The organism is Allochromatium palmeri, assembly GCF_009720725.1.
Taxonomy (GTDB): domain Bacteria; phylum Pseudomonadota; class Gammaproteobacteria; order Chromatiales; family Chromatiaceae; genus Thermochromatium; species Thermochromatium palmeri.
Window position 1 is genome coordinate 13788 of the sequence record NZ_WNKT01000023.1, and the last position, 17949, is coordinate 31736.

Here is a 17949-nt window from a genome sequence, read left to right on the forward strand (position 1 = left end):
GTTAAGGAAGAATGCCCACCTCATGGTATGAGTGAACCGCCATCCGTCGCCGGCGAATCGGTCCCCCGTGCCGCGATGGACACCACGGGCGGCAGCTATACCTATGTTGCCTATTTTCTGATTCTGGTCATTCTGGTCGGCAGCCTGCTGGCCTATTTTCTCGTCTACACGCGCCAGCAGACCGCGCAATCCATCAATGACTCCTGCGCGAACGAAGCACATGTCATTGCCAGCAAGATCGATTCGATGCTGCGTCGCATTGACGCCACGACCGCGCTAATCGCTGAACGCTTCCGCGACGATCTTTTGCAGCTGAATGGCGAGTTTCCTGCCGATCGCGTCAGCCGAATTCAGGGCGAGTTGACGGCCTTGGCGCGGAACTTCCCCGAGGGAGCCGGCTATTTAATCTTCGATGATCGCGGCCAACTGCGTTTGGCGAGCTATCAGCCAGACGAGGCACTGAACATCGCCGGCCGTGACTATTTCCAGTCCAGCCTCGCGGCACCCAGCGCTGAATTGCGCTTCTCGGAAACACTCATCAGCAAGCTCACTGAGCAACGCATCATCGTCGCCTATCGTGCCGTCATGGATGATTCAGGGAGCCTGCGCGCCTTGATCATCGCGATCATCGATTTGCCCTATCTTGAGCAGATCTTTGCCAATATCCGCGTTGGCGAGCAGGGCATGATCAGCATCCGGCGCAGTGACGACAGTCGACTGGTGGTGCGTTGGCCGGTTGTGAAGTCCAAGCTCAATACGCCGGCGCTCCGGACTCCACCCTATCGGCGCATCCTGGCCGGCGACCAGCAGGGCGTGGTTCGCTACGTCGGCAAGACGGACGGTGTCGACCGTATCTTCGCCTACTACAAGATCAGCGACTTTCCCTTCTATGTCCTGGTCGGCCGCTCCATTGAGGAGCAATTCCGTTTCTGGCGCACCAGCGCCTTCGTCTCGATCGTCCTCACACTCCTGGGTCTGGTCCTCATCGCGGTCTTTTTCGTCCGCCTCCGTCAGGGCGAGTTGATCATCCACGGCAGTGAACAACGCCTCCGCGATCTGTCCGCCGAGCTGGCGCGCTACCAGCGTCATCTCGAGGACAGGGTCACCCAGCGCACGGCTGAACTGGCCATGGCCAAGGAAGCGGCGGACGCCGCCAACCAGGCCAAAAGTCTGTTCCTGGCCAACATGAGCCACGAAATCCGCACACCGCTCAACGGCGTGCTCGGACTGGCCCAGATGGGCTATCGCGAGAGCTTCGGACGCGCCAAGTCTCAGGGCTACTTCGCCCGCATCCTCGATTCAGGGCGACTGCTGCTCGGCGTCATCAATGACATCCTCGATTTCTCCAAGATCGAGGCCGGCAAGCTGGAAGTGGAGGCGGTGCCCTTCTCGCCACGGCATCTGGCCATGGAGTCGCTTGGCCTGATCGCCGAGCGGGCCGCCGACAAGGGGCTGACGCTGAAACCGCTGATCGATGAGACCCTTCCAGCGGCCTGCCTGGGCGACCCGACCCGTTTGACCCAGATCCTGATCAATTTCTTGTCCAATGCCATCAAATTCACCGAGCAGGGAACGATCACGCTTGAAGTCTTACGGTGCAACGAGGCCCTGATCTATGCCGTCACGGACACCGGGATCGGTATGGCGCCCGAGCAGGTCGCGCGGCTGTTCACGCCGTTCGAACAGGCCGACTCCAGCACGACGCGCAAATATGGCGGAACCGGTCTGGGGCTGTCGATCAGTCGCGGTCTGGCCGCGCTCATGGGCGGCACCATCCAGGTCGAGAGCACCCTCGGCGAGGGGACTCGATTCGAGATCAGGCTGCCCTGCACGCCTGTCGAGGCCCCCGACGAACAGGCTTTTCCTGAGCGCCAGACACTGACACCCGAGGCGCCAAAAAAGCTCGCCGGGCTGCACCTGCTGGTTGCCGAAGACAACGAGATCAATCAGCTGGTCATCGACGACATGCTGACGAGCGAGGGCGCAAGGCTCACGTTGGTTAGCAATGGACGCGAAGCACTGGAGGCGGTCGAGCGCGCGCCCCATGGCTTCGATCTGGTGCTGATGGATGTGCAGATGCCCGAAATGGATGGGCTGCAAGCCACGCAGCACTTGCGCGCGCTGGCGCCCGAGCTGCCGATCATCGGTCAGACCGCACATGCACTAAAAGACGAGCTAGAGAAATGTCTCCAGTCGGGCATGACCGATACCCTGACCAAGCCGATCGATCACGCGCAGTTGGTCGACATCGTGCTGAGCTATGCGGCGCGCTCCCTTGCTGTGGAGCCGGATGTCAGTGCGCGTCTCGATGCCTTGGAACGGACATTGCGCCAGCGTCATCCTGGACGGCGTCTGCTGCTCGTCGAGGACGAGCCGATTAGCCAGGAAGTCACGCTGTCACTGCTGGTCGAGGGCGCGGGATTCCGGGTCGATGTCGCCGATAATGGCCATCGTGCGTTCGAGATGGCCCGTGTGCATCGCTACGATCTGATCCTGATGGACAACCGGATGCCCGAAATGGATGGGCTGGAGGCGTCAGCGGCGATTCGCCAACTGCCGGGCTATGCGCAGGTGCCGATTCTTTCCATGACGGCCAGCGACCTCGAGGACGACATCCAGCGCTGTTACGACGCCGGTATGAACGACCACATCGCCAAGCCCATCGACCCCTTGGTGCTCTATCAGAGACTACTCAAATGGCTAGCCTGACGAGCCGGCGTCTGTTGATCGACATCGACACCCAGCGTCTGACGCTCTTTGTCGGCGCACGGCCCGAGCGGCAGTATCTGATCTCGACTGGAGCGAACGGCGCCGGCGAGGACTTTGGTAGCGGTTGCACGCCGCGCGGACTGCATCGCGTGCGTCTGCGCATCGGCGCCGGCTGTCCGGTCGGGACCGTCTTCCGTGGTCGGCGCCCGACCGGCGAGATCCATGATGCCGCGCTGGCGGCCACCCATCCGGGGCGCGACTGGATTCTGACCCGCATTCTCTGGCTCACCGGCTGTGAGTCGGGGCGCAATCGCGGCGGCCGGGTCGACACGCTCCGACGCTTCATCTATATCCACGGCTGCCCAGATTCCGAACCCATGGGCGTGCCGCGCTCGCATGGCTGCATCCGCCTGCATAACCTGGATCTGCTCGAACTCTTCGAGCAGACGCCCAACGGCACTCCGGTCGAGATTCGGGGCGGCTGAACTCCAGCGCCACGGCGCTCAAGGCACGTCAGACGCTGGGTTGGAAACCTGGAACCGGACAGTCTATTCCGAATAGCCGCGCCGACCCGAGCCACGGATATCGCGCGCGAAATAGCCGATCTGTCCCTGGGGGACGACGGTGATGCCGCCCGGACTGACCTGGAAGCGCTCGGCATCACGCGCGCGGTCGAAGCCGATCGTGTCGCCCCGTTCGATGACGTTGTGGCGGTCGACGATCACCCGGCGCAAGCGCGCGCCACGGCTGACGCGCACATAGTCCATGATGATGCAGTCCTCCAGCACCACGTCCTCCTCGATCACGGCTTCGCGCCGGATGATCGAGTTCTGGATTCGTGCGCCCTTGTGGACTATGGTCGCGGCGCCGAGCAGGGTGTTCTCGATCTGGCCGCCGAGCACGCGCGCCACAGGGCCCTGATAGCTGCTCGAATAGATCGGCCATTCCGGATTGAAGACATCGAAGGCCGGCTCAGCACCCAGTACGTCGAGATGGGCGTCGAAATAGGCATCGAGATTGCCCACGTCGCGCCAGTAGACCGGCGTCTCGTAAGGCTGGACACCGGGGATGCGGTTGGTCGCGAAGTCGTAGGCGAAGAGATTGTGGGTGCGCAGCAGACGCGGCAGGACGTGCTGGCCGAAATCGGTCTCGCCGGCTTGCTGGGTCTCGTGCAGCGCCTGAAGCAGCACCTCGGTGCTGAAGATGTAGTTGCCCATCGAGGCGAAGGCCATGTCGGCATTCGACGGCATGGGCGTCGGGTTGGCCGGTTTTTCCTCGAACGCCTGGATGCGCCCGGTCTCGTCGGCGGCGATCACGCCGAAGCTGGAGGCTTCGTGCAGCGGCACGGGCAGGGCGGCGATGCTCACATCGGCCTGACGTTCGCGATGGAAGTCGACCATCTGGCGAATGTCCATGCGATAGATGTGGTCGGCGCCAAAGACCGCGACCAGGCCCGGACGATGCTCCTCGATCAGATTGATGTTCTGGTTGACGGCATCCGCCGTGCCCTGGAACCAGTGTTCGCCCGACATCATCTGCGGTGGGACCACGGTGACGAACTGATTCTGGACCAGCGGCGAGATGGTCCAGGCTTTGCGAACATGCTCGATGAGCGATTGCGATTTGTACTGCACGAGCAGATAGATGGTCTGGATCTGCGAGTTGACCAGATTGCTGAGCACGAAGTCGACGATCCGGTAGCGTGAGCCGAAGGGCACCGAGGGCTTGGAGCGCCCGGTGGTCAGCGGCTGGAGTCGGGAGCCTTGGCCACCGGCCATGACGAAGGCGATGATACGGTCGTTCTGCATTGAGTCCTCCGCGGCCCCGCTTGGCGGATGGGGCGCTACTGCTTCGTTGTGTAGGAAACCGGAGGCTCAATGATAATCCGAAGACGACGCGCTTTCCCGAGATTTGGCAAAGCGGTCGCTGAGCCGGGTCCAGGTTGCCAACATGGCGGCGCCCGCCGCCAGACCGATCAGGGCATTGAGCGCCAGCGGGGTGATGGCGCCGAGTACGGGACCGATGACAGCGATCGCCGCCAGCGACGCAGCGCCGTGCTCGATCCAGTGATGGATGAATGGAACGCCGTGGGCAATGATGCCGCCACCGACCAGAAACATGGCGATGGTCCCGGCGATGGCCAGTGCCTTCATCAGCCAGGGCGCCGCGCGCAGTAGCGCGCCGCCGAGGACGCGCAGCGCGGTGTCCGGCCAATCCGTGCCGGGGCGGCGGCTGAGAGCGAGTCCGACATCGTCGAGCCTGACGATGCCGGCGACCAGTCCATAGACGCCGATGGTCATGACGATGGCGATCCCGGTCAGGACCAGGATCTGGGCCAGGAAGCTCGCCTGCTCGACCGTGCCGAGCGTGATGACGATGATCTCCGCTGAGAGCACGAAATCGGTGCGGATGGCGCCCCGGATCTTGTTGCGCTCCAGTGCCGCCAGATCGACGTTCGGATCTTCGAGCGCGGCGGTCAGCTCAGCGTGATGGGCCTCAGCCGCCTCGCCGTCATGACTGAATGTGTGCGCGATCTTCTCCACGCCCTCATAGCACAGATAGAGTCCGCCGATCATCAGTAGCGGCAGGATCGCCCAGGGTGCAAGGGCACTGATGGCCAGCGCCAGCGGCACCAGGATCAGCTTGTTGACCGCCGACCCCTTAGCCACAGCCCAGACCACCGGCAGCTCGCGATCGGCGCGCACGCCGCGCACCTGCTCGGCATTGAGCGCCAGGTCATCACCAAGCACGCTGGCGGTCTTGCGCGCCGCGACCTTGGTCAGGAGCGCCACGTCGTCCAGGACGGTGGCGATATCGTCGAGCAGTACCAATAGACTCGTAGCCATGTTCAAGCCGCATCCAAGTGTGGAAAAAGTCGTCTCGCCGATGCGGCCCTGCCGGGGTGAAGCATCGGGCGTTCGGTGTCGCGTCTCCCGATCAGTGGCCTCCAGGAGCGGCGGACTATTTGAACGCCATCCCGCGCTTGTGTCGAGCCGGTGTAGGGAGGAAAATCGCCCGCTATTTTCGCAACGAATTCGATCGAGACGAGTGCCATGTCCGCTACACAGCGTTTTCTCTATCCACTGACCTTTCCACTGCGCCTGGTGCCCGGCACCCTGCACAGCCGCGCCCTGGCCGGCATCCTCAACCAGGTCATGAAAGAGGCCCTGGCCGAGGGCGAACTGGACTTTCTGGAAGGGCGGCGCATGGCCATCGAGATCGACGACATCGGTCTGCGCTATCGACTGGGGCTGGAGAATGGGCGCATTCGTGGTTATGGCGACGAGCACCCGGCCGATGCCAGCATTGCCGGCGGTCTGCATGAGTTCCTGCTCTTGTCTGCGCGGCGCGAGGATGCCGACACGCTGTTCTTCCAGCGCCGGCTGCGCATGTCGGGCGACACCGAGCTGGGGCTGTATCTGAAGAACTTCCTCGACGCCTTCGAGCCGCCGCAGAAGTATCAGCCGTTGATGAAGGCGCTGGACAAGATGGCGAGCCTCCGTTTTCCAGGCACGTCATCGAAGTAAGATCCGCACCCGCCACCTGCATAGAATCATAGAATCGTCGCAGACGTGTCCAGCGTCTGCGACGACGACATCCTCAGCGAATGACCCCCGGCTCGTCCTTCAGCAGATAGGCCTCTTCCTCCGGCGACAGATCGACGTCATCGAATCCGGTGATCATGGGCATCACATGCTCTTTGAACGAGTGCCCGGTCGTGAGCATGTAGATGTGGATCATCACGAAAACCAGGATGGTGAAGGCCGCGCCCGTATGTATCAGCGCCACGCTGTCGAGGATCTGGGTCGCGTGCGGAATGTCTCTCCACAGGAAATAGAAGAGATAGATCAACCCCGAGACCCAGATGAGCGGGAAGAGGACGATCTTCAGCATCAGATAGGCCAGGGCCTGTAACGGATTGTGCTTGCGCCAGTAGGCTTTGCGATAGGGATGATGCTCGCCCTGAAAAATACCAAAGCTGTAGAAGCGCAGCACCTGCCACATCCCCTTGACGGTAGGGATGAAGTGGCGCCAGTTGCGAGTCGTGAACAGCCAGAAAATGCTGAAAGCCCAGAGCAGCAGCAGCGAAAAGGCCGCCAGGGTGTGCAATGTCACCGCTTGCTCGAAAGTCAGTAGATGATGGAAACCATGCAACCCGAATCCGGTGATCATCAGCACTACGATCAGGAACATTTGGCTCCAGTGCCAGAAACGCTCGAACAGCGTGAAGATTCTTACGCGACGAATGGCCATTAATGTTGCCCCTGTTTGGTCTTCATGGACGAGAAGAAACGGATCAGGGCATGGCCCAGAATCACGAAAAGCGTACCTATGACCGCGATGATACCGATGGTGTCTACCCAGACATTGTGGTCGCGGCCTGGCATATAGATACCCGTCACCCCGTCCAGGCGGCCGTTTTCGGCATGACAGTCACTACAGGCAAGCGCCTCTTCCTTGGGCGCGACCATGTGGGTGATTGGCCAGTAAGAGAAGGTCTCGACGAAGCCGTATTCGCCTGAATACGGGAGATTGAACTGCTTCATGCCATGGGCGATGGAGCGGCCCATGTCGTAATTGCCCCAGTAGGAGTCCTCGTCCTCGCCCCAGAGATGATTGTAGACCAGGGTGCCGTTACCCATGTCAGCCGGCATCCAGGTGGTCATCTTTTTGAACGGCCAGATCCGTGACCGGGGATCCTCGCGCGAGCCGGTGAAATCGTTGATGGCCACGGGCTTGGTGATATCGAACTTGGTATCGATGGTGGTGTAGTCCATCTGTCCGTCGAACCAGCGATAGAGCGGTACCAGATTTTCGCCGTAAGTAAAGGTGCCCTTGATCGACTTGTAGGTGTAGCGTTCCTCGCCGTTGCCTTGGGTGTAGCCGTGCTCGTGGTAGCCTTCGCCGTTGCGGGTCTTGCCGGCGGTGCGCCAGTCCCAGTCGGTCTCGGTCGCCACGCCGCCGCGTGCGAACTCGGGGATGTGGCAGGTTTGGCAGGCGATGCTTGAAATATGGTCGTTGCGCTTGAAGGCGGCGAGCGAGTCGACCGGATGCGGCTCGTTGCCGTGACAGGACTCGCAGGTTGCGACGTCGCGGCGCTGCCCGGGTTTGCCCGTTCCCTGTTCATCATTGGCGATAACGCGGTAGCGGCTACCTGCCCAGACATGCGATTTGGTGACGTGGCAGGCGGTACAGGCAAAATTGAGGCCCTGCGCGTCCATGTGCACGTCGAGTTCACGCGGCGGATTCGTCAGGGCACTGGACAGATCGCCGTGTTTGACGTTGTCTCCGCCGCCGCCATAAAAATGGCAGGTTCCGCAGTTGGCGCGTTGCGGCAGGTTGACGCTCTGAGCAACCAGGTTGTAGTCGATGGGCGGCTTGCCTTCGAACATGATCGAGCAGGCGGGGCTGCCCTCGCTGTTGGGCGTCTTGTAGTAGGTTCCGGTCGTTTCATGGCAGACGAGACAGTCGATATTGGTCTCGTCGGTGAAATCGAAGCTCTCATCCTTCCAGCCGTAGCCGGCATGGCACTGGGCGCACATGCCTTCGTTACCGCGCGCATTGGTGCAGAAGTTGTTGATGAGGTGCTTTTTGCCGAGCATCTGGCCCGTGTCGGGATTGCGGTATTCCCAGGTCCAGTGGATGTTCTTCATGAAGTGCTTGCCAGTTTCGGTATGGCAGCTCAGGCACGCCTTGGTCACCTCCGGGCCGGAGGTGAAGGGTTGTTTCAGGGCGTCGTACTTGGTGTGATCGCCCGTTCCCCCACTCAGCGGGCCTGAGATCTGGTCGGGTGGCTTGCTCGCCAGCGGCGTGGGCCACTGACTTTGATCGGACGCGTTAAGCGTCGCGAGAGGACCAACCAGCAGCAAGGCGAGGGCGAGTCCAAGGAATGCTCGCATGGGACTGACTCCAAGGGTAAGGATGGGCCGATCCATACTGATGTCGATCGACGTCGCACGCCATGACGTAAGGCAATCAAAACGTACTTCGTCGTGTTCAGGCGGACGGACTGTGGGTCTGGACGCACCTGAAAATCACTCTAGAATAGCGCCGCCGGTGCTCAGCGCCAGTCGGCCCGGCCCATCCCAGTTCTCTCACCGATCCCCGTTCTCAGGAGTCACGCGCGTGCTCGAACGCATCATTGAACGTTTGCTCTATGCCAGCCGCTGGTTGCTGGCGCCCGTCTATCTGGCGCTTTCGCTGGTGCTCATCGCGCTCGCCGTCAAATTCTTCCAGGAGATCTATCACCTCTTCGCCCACATTCTGGAGATGAGCGAGTCGGACATGGTGCTGCGCATCCTGGCACTGATCGACCTCTCACTGGTGGGCAGCCTGCTGGTGATGGTGATGTTCTCGGGCTATGAAAACTTTGTCTCACGCATCGATGTACGCGAAGGCGACGACCGGCTCGACTGGCTCGGCAAGCTCGATGCCGGCACACTCAAGCTCAAGGTCGCGGCCTCGATCGTGGCCATCTCCTCGATCCATCTGCTCCAGGTCTTCGTCAATATCCCCCAGATCGAGAGCGAGAAGCTGATGTGGTACGTCATCATCCATCTGACCTTCGTCGTGTCCGCCGTGCTCATGGGGATCCTTGATCGCATCTCCTTTGCCTCACACCGCGATCATGGCGACAAGCCAGCCGGGCATTGAGCTGGGCACGGCGGATTCGGGATCAGTCAGCGCTGCTCATTCAGGTCTGGAACCGAGACGACCTGGTCGCGGCCGCTGTTTTTGGCCGTGTAGAGGGCGCTATCGCTGGTCTTGAGCCAGTGCTCGGGACTAGGCAGCGCGCCGAGTTCGGCCAATCCAATCGAGATCGTGATGCCCAACTCCTGCCCATCGTGATCGATGCGCATGACACGCACGCTGTCGAGCAGACGCTGCGCGAGCTGCCAGGCCGTCTTGAGCGGAGTGTCCTGCAAGATGACCGCGAATTCTTCGCCGCCATAACGCGCGACGAAATCGCTCTTGCGCGGAAAGCCCTTGGAGCAGCAATTGGCCAGCCGCTTGAGCACCACATCGCCGGCCGGATGTCCGTACTCGTCGTTGACCTGTTTGAAATGATCCGCGTCGATCATGAGCAGACAGGCCGACTCGCCCGAGAGCTTGCAGAGTTCGAATACTCGTGCGAGCTGTTTGTCGAACGCCTTGCGGTTGTAGACCCGCGTCAGCCCGTCCAGATCGATTTCGCGTTGCGCGGCATCCAACTCGCCGCGTAGTGATTGGAGCTTGCCGGTCAGCTCGTTGAGCAGCCCCTGGTTGCGCTGCGCGCGATCACGCGCGATGCTGGCGATCAGGTCGATGGCATTCATGGCCTCGCGGCTCAAGACTTCGATCGGGGCATTGTTCTCGATCGTGCTGCGCAGCTGGTTGATCACTTCCATGACCTTGGTTTGCTCCTCCTGGTCCTCGGCCAGCGCCAGCCCCAGTGTCTGCACGAACTCGCCCATGACCTGGCGGGTGCCCAGAACCTGACGACTGACGTAGGACTGTTCGCTGCGCCGGATGCGGGTCACAAAATCGCGCAGACCGCCCCAATCGCGGCGAGTGCTGGCCGTCGCCTCAGACTCCTTGGCGTCCCTGGTGGCCTCAGGCGACGCGGCTGTGAGCACATGCATACTCCAGCGTTCGAGTTGTTCGGCCAGTGTCGCGGCCTTGATCTCGTCGAGGTCGAAGGCGTATTTGCCCCAGGTGCGCAGAACCGAGGCCAATTGATCGAGTGCCGCCTGTTCGAGGGCGGCGAGTGTTGCGGGATCGCTGGGATTGACGGGGGTGGTGTTCGCCGTTTCCTGTGGAGCTGCACCGGATTCACGCTTCCAAAATTTGACCATGTCGACGCTCGCCTCTGGGCGATGGCTGATCTGAAGATGACTGAATTTGGAAGGTTAACCGTTTCGGGGCGACGAGACGAGAGGGGAGCGGATACAACGCAGGCGCGACACGCCTCGTGCCGCGCCTACCTGCCGTCTCCAGCCTGGCTGGAGCGGAGCTGTCAGTTCTTGGTCGTGTCGACGTCCATCGGCACGTAGAGCGGACACCAGCGGAAATAGGCCGTTGCCAGGACGACGAAGCCGATCAGGCCGAGCGCGTTGGCGTTGGAGATGCCCCAGAGCAGGATAATGACGCCGGCAATGGCGCGATAGATTCGGTCTTTTTCGCCAATATTCATGGTCATGCGTGACACTCCTAAATGTGTTTATCGCTGTTCGATGGCTCGTCGAACCCGTTGCGTTCAGCCCATACGGGGTGCGAGCCAACCGAGTCTTTGACGTGCGAGACACCGCGACGGTGTCGCGGGAGCATAACCATAAAACAAAAGGGGTTTGGGCGAAACCCATTTGAATTCATAAGGCACGTCCTAAAACTCGTGTCGTGGGCATGGGTGGCAAGATCCACCCATGCCCATCGGCGCACTCAGCGCAGCGTCAGCAGGAAGTGCATGTGACGCTCATAGTGATCGAGCACGTCGCCGATCAGATCGGACGCACTCCAGCCCATGACGTCGTAGTCCTGCCCGCCCTCACTGAGATGGACCTCGGCACGACAGTACTCCAGCGCCTCGGCACGCTCCTCGGTGGTATCGCGGAGCACGAAGCTCGGTGCCTCATAGGTACGCGGACGCACGCAATAGTAGAAGTCGATCTCCGCGCCGTGACGGACCTCGACCCAGACCCGGCCGTCCTCGCCCTCGCCGAGACTGGCGTCGAGCTGCATCTGGCGCAGTTCCTCGGTCACCTCGCTCAGGGCCGGGCGCACCGTCTCCTGGATGAAACGCACCGTCTCCTCGCGTGTAGGCTGGTGGATCAGTCCCTTCAAACGCTGGCGCCAGTTCACCGGCGCGGCGGGTCCGGCCGGCATCACGCGCGCCTCGCGCAGACTCAGATGCTTGATGTCATCGATACGCAGCGCGCGTATCAGACCCCAGCACATCAGGATCATGACGACGGTGAAGGGCAGGGCGCTGGCAATCGTGGCCGTTTGCAACGCCGCCAGGCCGCCGGCGATCAGCAGTGCGGCGGCGACCACGCCCTCGATGGCCGCCCAAAAGATCCGCTGCCAGACCGGCGACTCCGTTTGGCCTCCGCCCGAGGTCAGCATATCGACCACCAGCGAGCCGGAGTCCGAGGAGGTGACGAAGAAGGTCACGATCAGCACGGTCGCCAACAGCGCCATGACGTTCGAAAACGGTAGATGCTCAAAGAACTTGAACAGTGCTACCGAGGTATCGGCCGCCACCGCATCGGCCAGTTCGGTGATCCCCTGCATCAGGATCATGTGGATGGCCGTGTCGCCGAAGAACGTCATCCACATGAAGGTGAAGCCCGTGGGCACGAACAGCACCCCGAGCACGAATTCACGGATGGTGCGTCCGCGCGAGACGCGCGCGATGAACAGCCCAACAAAGGGCGCCCAGGCGATCCACCAGCCCCAGTAAAACAGCGTCCAGCCGCCGATCCAGTCGTTGGGCTCGTAGGCATAGAGATTGAACGTCATCTCGAACAGGCTGGAGAGATACATGCCGGTGTTCTGCACCAGGGTCTGGAGCAGGAACACTGTGGGACCGGCCACCAGCACGAAGGCGAGCAGAGCGATGGCCAGGATCATGTTGAGTTCCGAGAGCCGGCGAATGCCGGCGTCCAGCCCCAGCACCACCGACAGGGTGGCGATCGAGGTGATCACGGCGATCAGGATCACCTGGGTGCTGATGCCGATGGGGACGTCGAACAGATAGTTCAGGCCCGAATTGATCTGGATGACGCCGAAACCGAGCGAGGTGGCCACGCCAAAGAGCGTGCTGACCACGGCAAAGATATCGACCGCATGGCCGATGGGGCCATAGATGCGTTCGCCGATGAGCGGGTAGAGCGCCGAGCGGATGGTCAGTGGCAGATCATGGCGGAAGGCGAAATAGGCCAGCGATAGCGCCACCACGGCATAGATGGCCCAGGCATGGATACCCCAGTGGAAGAAGGTGATACGCATCGCCTGACGCGCCGCCTCGATGCCCTGCGGATCGCCGACCGGCGGGGTGACGAAGTGCATGACCGGCTCGGCCACGCCGAAGAACATCAGTCCGATGCCCATGCCGGCCGAGAACAGCATCGCCAGCCAGGAGGCATAACTGTAATCAGGCTGCGAGTGTTCGGGTCCGAGCTTGATGCGCCCGAAACTGGTGAAGGCCAGCACCGCGACGAACACCAGGAAACCGGCCACCGACAGCACATAGAACCAACCGGCCGACTCGATGACCCAGGACTGCATACCCTTGAACAGCGGCTCGGCGATCTCGGTGGCGAAGGCGGCAAAGAGCACGAAGATCAGCACCAGAGCCGCCGAAATGATGAACACGGGTGGATTCCACTGGATCCAGTCGCGTTTCTCAGCTACTGGAAGCGCACCAGCATTTTCAGGTTTTTCGCTCATAGCGCGCGCTCCTTAGAAGTAGTAGCCGAGATTGAGGTTGAGGCGGTAGTTCCATTTATTGTTGCCATTGACGCCGAAGTCGCCGACACCATCGATGCGTCCATAGTCGTCAACGCCATTGTCGCGGGCCTCGTTGCCGACGAAATAGTTGCCGTTGGAATAGGCCAGATCGCTGTAGATGTACCAGCCGCCGCTGGCCCAGGCGGCACCGATCACCCAGAGTTCACTGTCATTGAAGGCGCTTTCGTCTTTGATGATGCGGCTGTATTCGACATAGGGGCGCACCGAATCGAGCCAGGGCAGGCTCGTGGTCTCCTTGAGGTAACTCAGCGAGACGGCCGGGATCCAGGCTTTGGCGGCCACCGGCCAGGCGAAGTCGTAAGCGCCCATGGGGATCAGCGTGTCTGTGCCCCAGGGATTGTTGGCGTCGATGTCGTACTCGTAGCGCGTGAGCTGGGTCGCCAGGGTGACATTGTCGAAGCTGTTGACCATGTGCGCCGAGGCCGCCCAGTGGCTGCCGTCCTTGGCGCGCTCGCCCTTGAGGTGGCCGTATTGCAGCGAGACGCCGAGATCGGTCGGAACGCGGCTGTCGGTCAGGCTGTAGATGGCGCGCAGATTGAACTGATGGCGCTCGTCGTAGCCATTGTGGGCGCCGGAGACCACATTGCCATTGGCATCGACCGCGTTCTCCCAGCGTACCGCGTCATAGCTGTAGCGGGTGCTATCGAGACTGCGCCCGAAGTAGCTGCCCTCGCTTGAGGGATAATAGGCGAAGTCCAGGGACCAGGGACCGCGCTTGGTGCTGTATTTGAGGCCAAAGTCCAAGTCGTCTGAAAGCCCGACATAGTAGTGCTGATCGAAGAACCAGCTCTGCGAGACGCCATAGGGACCAGGACCGAAGGGGACGCGGTTGACGCCGGCCTGGACTTCGCTGTCGTCCTCGAAGCGATAGCCCAGCCAGGCGGTATGCAGAAAGTTGTAGCTCTCGCCGCTGCCGGCCGGATACCAGCGGTATTCCAGGCGGCCGATGATGTTCTCGTAGTCCAGCGACAGATTGATGCGGAAGGTATCGAGTTCCATATTGCCCCCGTTACCGCCGCGATTCGGGCCGTCGTCATAGCCGTGATAGCTGCCCAGGACGCCATTCGCGCGGAGCGCGCCGCCGATGGTTACAGGGCCGATCCGGAAGCTGTCGTCCGGCACGTCGGTGCTCTCGATCTCGACGACGACTGATTCGCTGTCAGGCGTGGGCGAGGTGGAGGTCGGGGGGGATTGATGGCTCTCGTTCGCTGTCGTATCAACTGTCGAACCCGTGGCGGTACGCGCCGTATTCAGTGCACGTTGCGCCTCGGCTAATTCGCGGCTCAGTTCGGAGACACGCCGTTCGAGTTCAGCGACATCCTGGCTGGCCAGGGACGTTGGCGCGTGAGTCAGGGCGGACAGACAGACGACGCCCAACCCGGAGGCCAGGCGGCCCCGTTTGGGGCGCGGAGATTGGATTGTCATAACGTGAAACTTCCTATCGATTGCACGCAGTCATGACGCAGCGGTCATGACTGGCGAACTGTCCCGATCGACCGGCGGGGCAAGCCCGAAAATCCGGCGGGCATAGGGACGATGGAGTAGCGATCAGCCGTGGTTGAAGTGCTTTTCGCTGTATTTCAGAAAATCGAGCAATGATCCTACCAGATCTGTATCGTGCAGCGCGCGCGAGCGTAGGAGCGATTGACGCGCCGCCTCCCGTTCGTCCGCGAGCAGGTGGCCCACGCCCGCGATGAGCAGGCGCTCGGCGGCCTGCTCGGTCTCGATCAGCCGGCTCAGATCCAGGCCGCAGCGCCGGCAGTTAGCCTCCTCACCGAGCCGTGCGCGACAGTTCGGACAGCGCTCCATCAGGACTCCAGGTAATAGACCAGATCGGTGAGCGCGGTGATCGCCTCGTCGAGTGCGACCTCGTCGTCGCTGGCGAGTGCGTCACGCACCCCCTCGACCAAATCCACCAGATCTTCGCGATCCTCGGCGTTGGCTGTTTCCAACAACCGCTCGGCCTTCTCGATCAGGGCGCGCGCCTGGACGCCTTCGCGATCCTCCTCACTGACGGTACCAAACTCGCCTTCGATCAGACTCGAAATCCGTTCACGCGCGGCTATGAACTCAGTGCCCTCGAAACGCGCGGTGGCGTTGTCGATGGTGATGCGCTGTTCGAGTCCGGTGGCCTTCTCGCGCGAAGTCACGCGCAGGATGCCGTTGACGTCGAGTTCGAAGGTGGTGAGCAGGATATTGCCGGCCGGTACGTCGCGCAGACCCTCGATGCGGAAGTAACCGATCTCGGTGTTGTTGAGCGCGTCCGGATCCTCGCCCTGATAGACGTTGACTTCGATGATCTGTTGTCCGTCGTAGAGCGTCTGGAAGGCCTCGGTCTTGGTCACCGGGATCGGGGTGTTCTTGCGGATCACGGGCACATAGGTATAGGGGTAGGGTTCGCCGTTGAGCTGTCCCATAGCGCTGGTGCCAAAGGTGTAGGGCGTAATGTCGACCAGCACGCCCGAGACCTGTTGACCGGCGATGACGGCCGCCTGGATCGCCGCGCCGTCGGCAACACAGAGATCCGGATCGACCTCGGCGCGCGGCTGAATTCCCAGCGTCTCCTCCAGACGGCGCTGGATCACCGGGGTCCGGGTCGCGCCACCGACCAGCAGTACCTCGTCGATGTCAGAGACGGTCAGATCCGCGCTCTTGAGCGCGATATGGACCGCTTCCAGGGTCTCGTCGATGTAGTCGGCGATCAGATCCTCGTAGGTGAGCCGGTCGATCTCCAGCGACAGATTGACCGGAGTACCCTTGTGTTCGAGCAGATACTCTTCCTCGATGCGCGCATAGGGGGCATCGCTGAGGGTGATCTTGGCGGTCTCGCAGGCACGGACGATGCGCGCCATGGCCGTGCGCTGCTCACTCGGATCGACGCCATGGGTTTCCTTGAGATGGGCGACCACATGCTCGACGAGCTTGGCGTCGAAGTCGTCGCCGCCGAGCTGGTTGTTGCCGTGGCTGGCCAGCACCTCGGTCAGCTCGCGGCTCAGACGCACCACAGAGACGTCGAAAGTACCGCCGCCGAGATCGTAGACCAGGATGGTCTTGGCCTCTTCGTGGTCGATCTCATAGGCCAGCGCGGCGGCGGTCGGCTCGTTGATGATGCGCACCACCTCCAGCCCGGCCAGCTCGCCGGCGTCGCGCGTGGCCTGGCGCTGGGCGTCGGAGAAATAGGCCGGAACCGTGATGACGGCCTTGCCGACCGGCTGCCCCAGAGACTCCTCGGCGGCGCGCTTGAGGCGCTGGAGGATGAGCGCCGAGATTTCCTGTGGACGATAGTGCGTGTCGCCCAGCGCCAGGGTTACCTCCTCGCCCATGCGCCGCTTGACCGAGCGGATGGTGCGCTCCGGATAAAGCGTGTACTGGTTGCGTGCGGCCTGACCGACCAGCAGGCTGCCGTCGTCGGCCAAACCCACCACCGAGGGCAGGATCCTGGAGCCATCGACCTCGATGATCTGAGTGCGGCCGTCGCGGACCACGGCCACCTCTGAGTTGGTGGTGCCGAGGTCGATGCCGATGATGATATCGCTCACGGGAGTGACTCCTTGGGGTGTATTGGATAGCGAAATAGGGTGTGTTCGGTCACGGGCGATCGGGTGGCGGGGTCACTGACTCGATCGCCCCGAATCAGCCTGACTCAGTGATTGAGCCGGGGCTTGTCGGGAGTGCGCGCACGCTCGCGGCTCGGGCGGTTGACCCTGACCTCAGCCGGGCGCAGCAGGCGGTCGCCGATGAGGAAGCCCTTGCGCAATTCCTCGACCACGACGCCTTCTGGCCGCTCCGGATCGTCGGCCAGTTCACTGGCGCGCATCCGATGGGGATCAAAGCGATGATCGAGTGTGTCGAACGCGCGGACCTCGCGTCGGGCGAGCGTCTCATCGAGCCGGCGCAGACTGATCGCCAGTCCCTCGGCCATAGAGCCGACGAAGATTTGAGCCTTGCGCTGTCCGAACCCGCTGGGACGAAAGCGCCGTGCCTGGTAATGTCCAGCCTCCAGCCGATCGCGCAGATTCAGAAGTTCGAGCAGCAGCTCGCGTTGCGCCTCCTGTTCGAGCTGGCGCTCGGATTCGCGGCGGCGTTTCGCTTCCTCGTCCAATCGGGTCTGACTCGTCCGCACGGTCTCGAATAGCGAACGAAACTCATCGAGCGCGCCCTTGACCTGACGCGATTCGAGTTTGACCTCGCTCTTGAGTGCGGCCAGCTCGGCGAGCAGCGTGAACAGATCGGGCGCGGTCTCGTCTGCGGCCGGCTCACGCCGGTCGTGTGCTCCTGGATGCCACGCCGGGTCCGAATCTGAATCAGGATCCGGCGCTGAGGCGCGGTCGAGATAGTCGCGAAAACGCGCGACGAGCTGCTCCTTGAGCACGTCGTCCATCAAGCCTCCCCGCGCAGCAGGGCGGCGAATGAGGCTGGATCGGGTCGGTGTGGCGTACCACACGGCACGGCACGATCGAGCAGATCGATCAGTTCTGGCTCGGAGTGATTGAAGAGCCGATATGACAGACGCGCGCGCTGGGTGCGCAATGTCTCGTAGGCCGCGCGCAGTGCTTGGAAGCGCTCGGCATCACGTTCGGGCGGGCAATCCTTGATGGCCTGGCGATAGGCGCGCTCGACGGCGGTATCGTCGGCGTCATCGTTCAGGCCAAGGAGAAGATAGGGATCTCTCATAGCGATGTTCAGTATTTGGTTAGGCTGTGCCCTGATTCGTCAAAAGCCGAGCGAAAT

The 17949-nt window shown here is 62.0% G+C and carries 16 protein-coding genes; 4 read left to right on the top strand and 12 right to left on the bottom strand.

Features of this window, described 5'->3' with window-relative positions; translation table 11 throughout:
- Window positions 1-27 precede the first annotated feature (27 nt).
- Both GJ668_RS11435 and GJ668_RS11440 read left to right on the top strand, forming a co-directional pair.
- Entirely contained in the window at window positions 28-2709 is a 2682-nt protein-coding gene (locus tag GJ668_RS11435) for a hybrid sensor histidine kinase/response regulator (RefSeq protein WP_186343051.1), read from the top strand.
- On the top strand, window positions 2697-3194 hold the full coding sequence (locus tag GJ668_RS11440) for a L,D-transpeptidase (protein ID WP_186343052.1): 498 nt from the start codon (window positions 2697-2699) through the stop codon (window positions 3192-3194). Before GJ668_RS11435 ends, GJ668_RS11440 begins: the two co-directional genes overlap by 13 nt.
- Before the next feature lie 63 nt (window positions 3195-3257).
- On the opposite strand, the gene GJ668_RS11445 is transcribed toward GJ668_RS11440, so the two are convergent.
- Window positions 3258-4517, bottom strand: a complete 1260-nt coding sequence (locus GJ668_RS11445) for a glucose-1-phosphate adenylyltransferase (protein ID WP_155450284.1) — start codon at window positions 4515-4517, stop codon at window positions 3258-3260.
- Between the two features lie 66 nt (window positions 4518-4583).
- Window positions 4584-5555 carry a DUF808 domain-containing protein gene (locus GJ668_RS11450; RefSeq protein ID WP_155450285.1) on the bottom strand — a complete coding sequence of 324 codons (972 nt, stop codon included), beginning with the start codon at window positions 5553-5555 and terminating at the stop codon, window positions 4584-4586.
- 207 nt (window positions 5556-5762) lie between these two features.
- Between GJ668_RS11450 and ubiT the strand changes: the two genes are divergently transcribed.
- The gene (gene ubiT, locus GJ668_RS11455; RefSeq protein ID WP_155450286.1) at window positions 5763-6236 is read left to right on the top strand and encodes a ubiquinone anaerobic biosynthesis accessory factor UbiT; all 474 of its coding nucleotides are present in this window, start codon (window positions 5763-5765) and stop codon (window positions 6234-6236) included.
- 73 nt (window positions 6237-6309) lie between these two features.
- Here the strand turns inward: ubiT and GJ668_RS11460 are convergent, their stop codons facing one another.
- Together GJ668_RS11460 and GJ668_RS11465 are read right to left on the bottom strand one after the other, a co-directional pair.
- Window positions 6310-6963 carry a cytochrome b/b6 domain-containing protein gene (locus tag GJ668_RS11460; protein WP_155450287.1) on the bottom strand — a complete coding sequence of 218 codons (654 nt, stop codon included), beginning with the start codon at window positions 6961-6963 and terminating at the stop codon, window positions 6310-6312.
- Window positions 6963-8609 (bottom strand): tetrathionate reductase family octaheme c-type cytochrome, encoded by a 1647-nt coding sequence (locus GJ668_RS11465; RefSeq protein WP_155450288.1) that lies wholly within the window; start codon window positions 8607-8609, stop codon window positions 6963-6965. The genes GJ668_RS11460 and GJ668_RS11465 overlap by 1 nt, the downstream gene beginning before the upstream one ends.
- 226 nt (window positions 8610-8835) lie before the next feature.
- Here GJ668_RS11465 and GJ668_RS11470 point away from each other — a divergent pair, with 226 nt between their 5' ends.
- Entirely contained in the window at window positions 8836-9363 is a 528-nt protein-coding gene (locus GJ668_RS11470; protein ID WP_186343053.1) for a TIGR00645 family protein, read from the top strand.
- 26 nt (window positions 9364-9389) lie between these two features.
- Here GJ668_RS11470 and GJ668_RS11475 read toward each other — a convergent pair whose 3' ends face one another.
- From GJ668_RS11475 to GJ668_RS11510, 8 genes are all read right to left on the bottom strand, one after another.
- Window positions 9390-10544 (bottom strand): GGDEF domain-containing protein, encoded by a 1155-nt coding sequence (locus GJ668_RS11475; RefSeq protein ID WP_155450289.1) that lies wholly within the window; start codon window positions 10542-10544, stop codon window positions 9390-9392.
- 161 nt (window positions 10545-10705) lie between these two features.
- Window positions 10706-10888: a YgaP family membrane protein gene (locus GJ668_RS11480; RefSeq protein ID WP_155450290.1), complete on the bottom strand. Its 183-nt coding sequence runs from the start codon at window positions 10886-10888 to the stop codon at window positions 10706-10708.
- 239 nt (window positions 10889-11127) lie between these two features.
- Window positions 11128-13137, bottom strand: a complete 2010-nt coding sequence (locus GJ668_RS11485; RefSeq protein WP_155450291.1) for a BCCT family transporter — start codon at window positions 13135-13137, stop codon at window positions 11128-11130.
- 12 nt (window positions 13138-13149) lie between these two features.
- Window positions 13150-14643, bottom strand: coding sequence for a hypothetical protein (locus tag GJ668_RS11490; RefSeq protein WP_155450292.1), 1494 nt, complete (start codon window positions 14641-14643; stop codon window positions 13150-13152).
- A 123-nt stretch (window positions 14644-14766) separates the two neighbouring features.
- Window positions 14767-15027 carry a hypothetical protein gene (locus GJ668_RS11495; RefSeq protein WP_155450293.1) on the bottom strand — a complete coding sequence of 87 codons (261 nt, stop codon included), beginning with the start codon at window positions 15025-15027 and terminating at the stop codon, window positions 14767-14769.
- A complete protein-coding gene (locus tag GJ668_RS11500; protein WP_186343054.1) occupies window positions 15027-16757 on the bottom strand; it encodes an Hsp70 family protein in 1731 nt (576 codons plus the stop codon). Before GJ668_RS11500 ends, GJ668_RS11495 begins: the two co-directional genes overlap by 1 nt.
- Window positions 16758-16861: 104 nt before the next feature.
- A complete protein-coding gene (locus tag GJ668_RS11505) occupies window positions 16862-17599 on the bottom strand; it encodes a nucleotide exchange factor GrpE (protein WP_155450294.1) in 738 nt (245 codons plus the stop codon).
- A complete protein-coding gene (locus tag GJ668_RS11510; RefSeq protein WP_155450295.1) occupies window positions 17599-17892 on the bottom strand; it encodes a DnaJ domain-containing protein in 294 nt (97 codons plus the stop codon). Before GJ668_RS11510 ends, GJ668_RS11505 begins: the two co-directional genes overlap by 1 nt.
- Window positions 17893-17949: the final 57 nt, after the last annotated feature.

Coding starts and splice junctions, on each gene's coding strand:
- GJ668_RS11435 (WP_186343051.1), top strand. CDS start 28: ATGAGTGAACCGCCATCCGTCGCCGGCGAATCGGTCCCCCGTGCCGCG.
- GJ668_RS11440 (WP_186343052.1), top strand. CDS start 2,697: ATGGCTAGCCTGACGAGCCGGCGTCTGTTGATCGACATCGACACCCAG.
- GJ668_RS11445 (WP_155450284.1), bottom strand. CDS start 4,517: ATGCAGAACGACCGTATCATCGCCTTCGTCATGGCCGGTGGCCAAGGC.
- GJ668_RS11450 (WP_155450285.1), bottom strand. CDS start 5,555: ATGGCTACGAGTCTATTGGTACTGCTCGACGATATCGCCACCGTCCTG.
- ubiT (WP_155450286.1), top strand. CDS start 5,763: ATGTCCGCTACACAGCGTTTTCTCTATCCACTGACCTTTCCACTGCGC.
- GJ668_RS11460 (WP_155450287.1), bottom strand. CDS start 6,963: ATGGCCATTCGTCGCGTAAGAATCTTCACGCTGTTCGAGCGTTTCTGG.
- GJ668_RS11465 (WP_155450288.1), bottom strand. CDS start 8,609: ATGCGAGCATTCCTTGGACTCGCCCTCGCCTTGCTGCTGGTTGGTCCT.
- GJ668_RS11475 (WP_155450289.1), bottom strand. CDS start 10,544: ATGGTCAAATTTTGGAAGCGTGAATCCGGTGCAGCTCCACAGGAAACG.
- GJ668_RS11480 (WP_155450290.1), bottom strand. CDS start 10,888: ATGACCATGAATATTGGCGAAAAAGACCGAATCTATCGCGCCATTGCC.
- GJ668_RS11485 (WP_155450291.1), bottom strand. CDS start 13,137: ATGAGCGAAAAACCTGAAAATGCTGGTGCGCTTCCAGTAGCTGAGAAA.
- GJ668_RS11490 (WP_155450292.1), bottom strand. CDS start 14,643: ATGACAATCCAATCTCCGCGCCCCAAACGGGGCCGCCTGGCCTCCGGG.
- GJ668_RS11495 (WP_155450293.1), bottom strand. CDS start 15,027: ATGGAGCGCTGTCCGAACTGTCGCGCACGGCTCGGTGAGGAGGCTAAC.
- GJ668_RS11505 (WP_155450294.1), bottom strand. CDS start 17,599: ATGGACGACGTGCTCAAGGAGCAGCTCGTCGCGCGTTTTCGCGACTAT.
- GJ668_RS11510 (WP_155450295.1), bottom strand. CDS start 17,892: ATGAGAGATCCCTATCTTCTCCTTGGCCTGAACGATGACGCCGACGAT.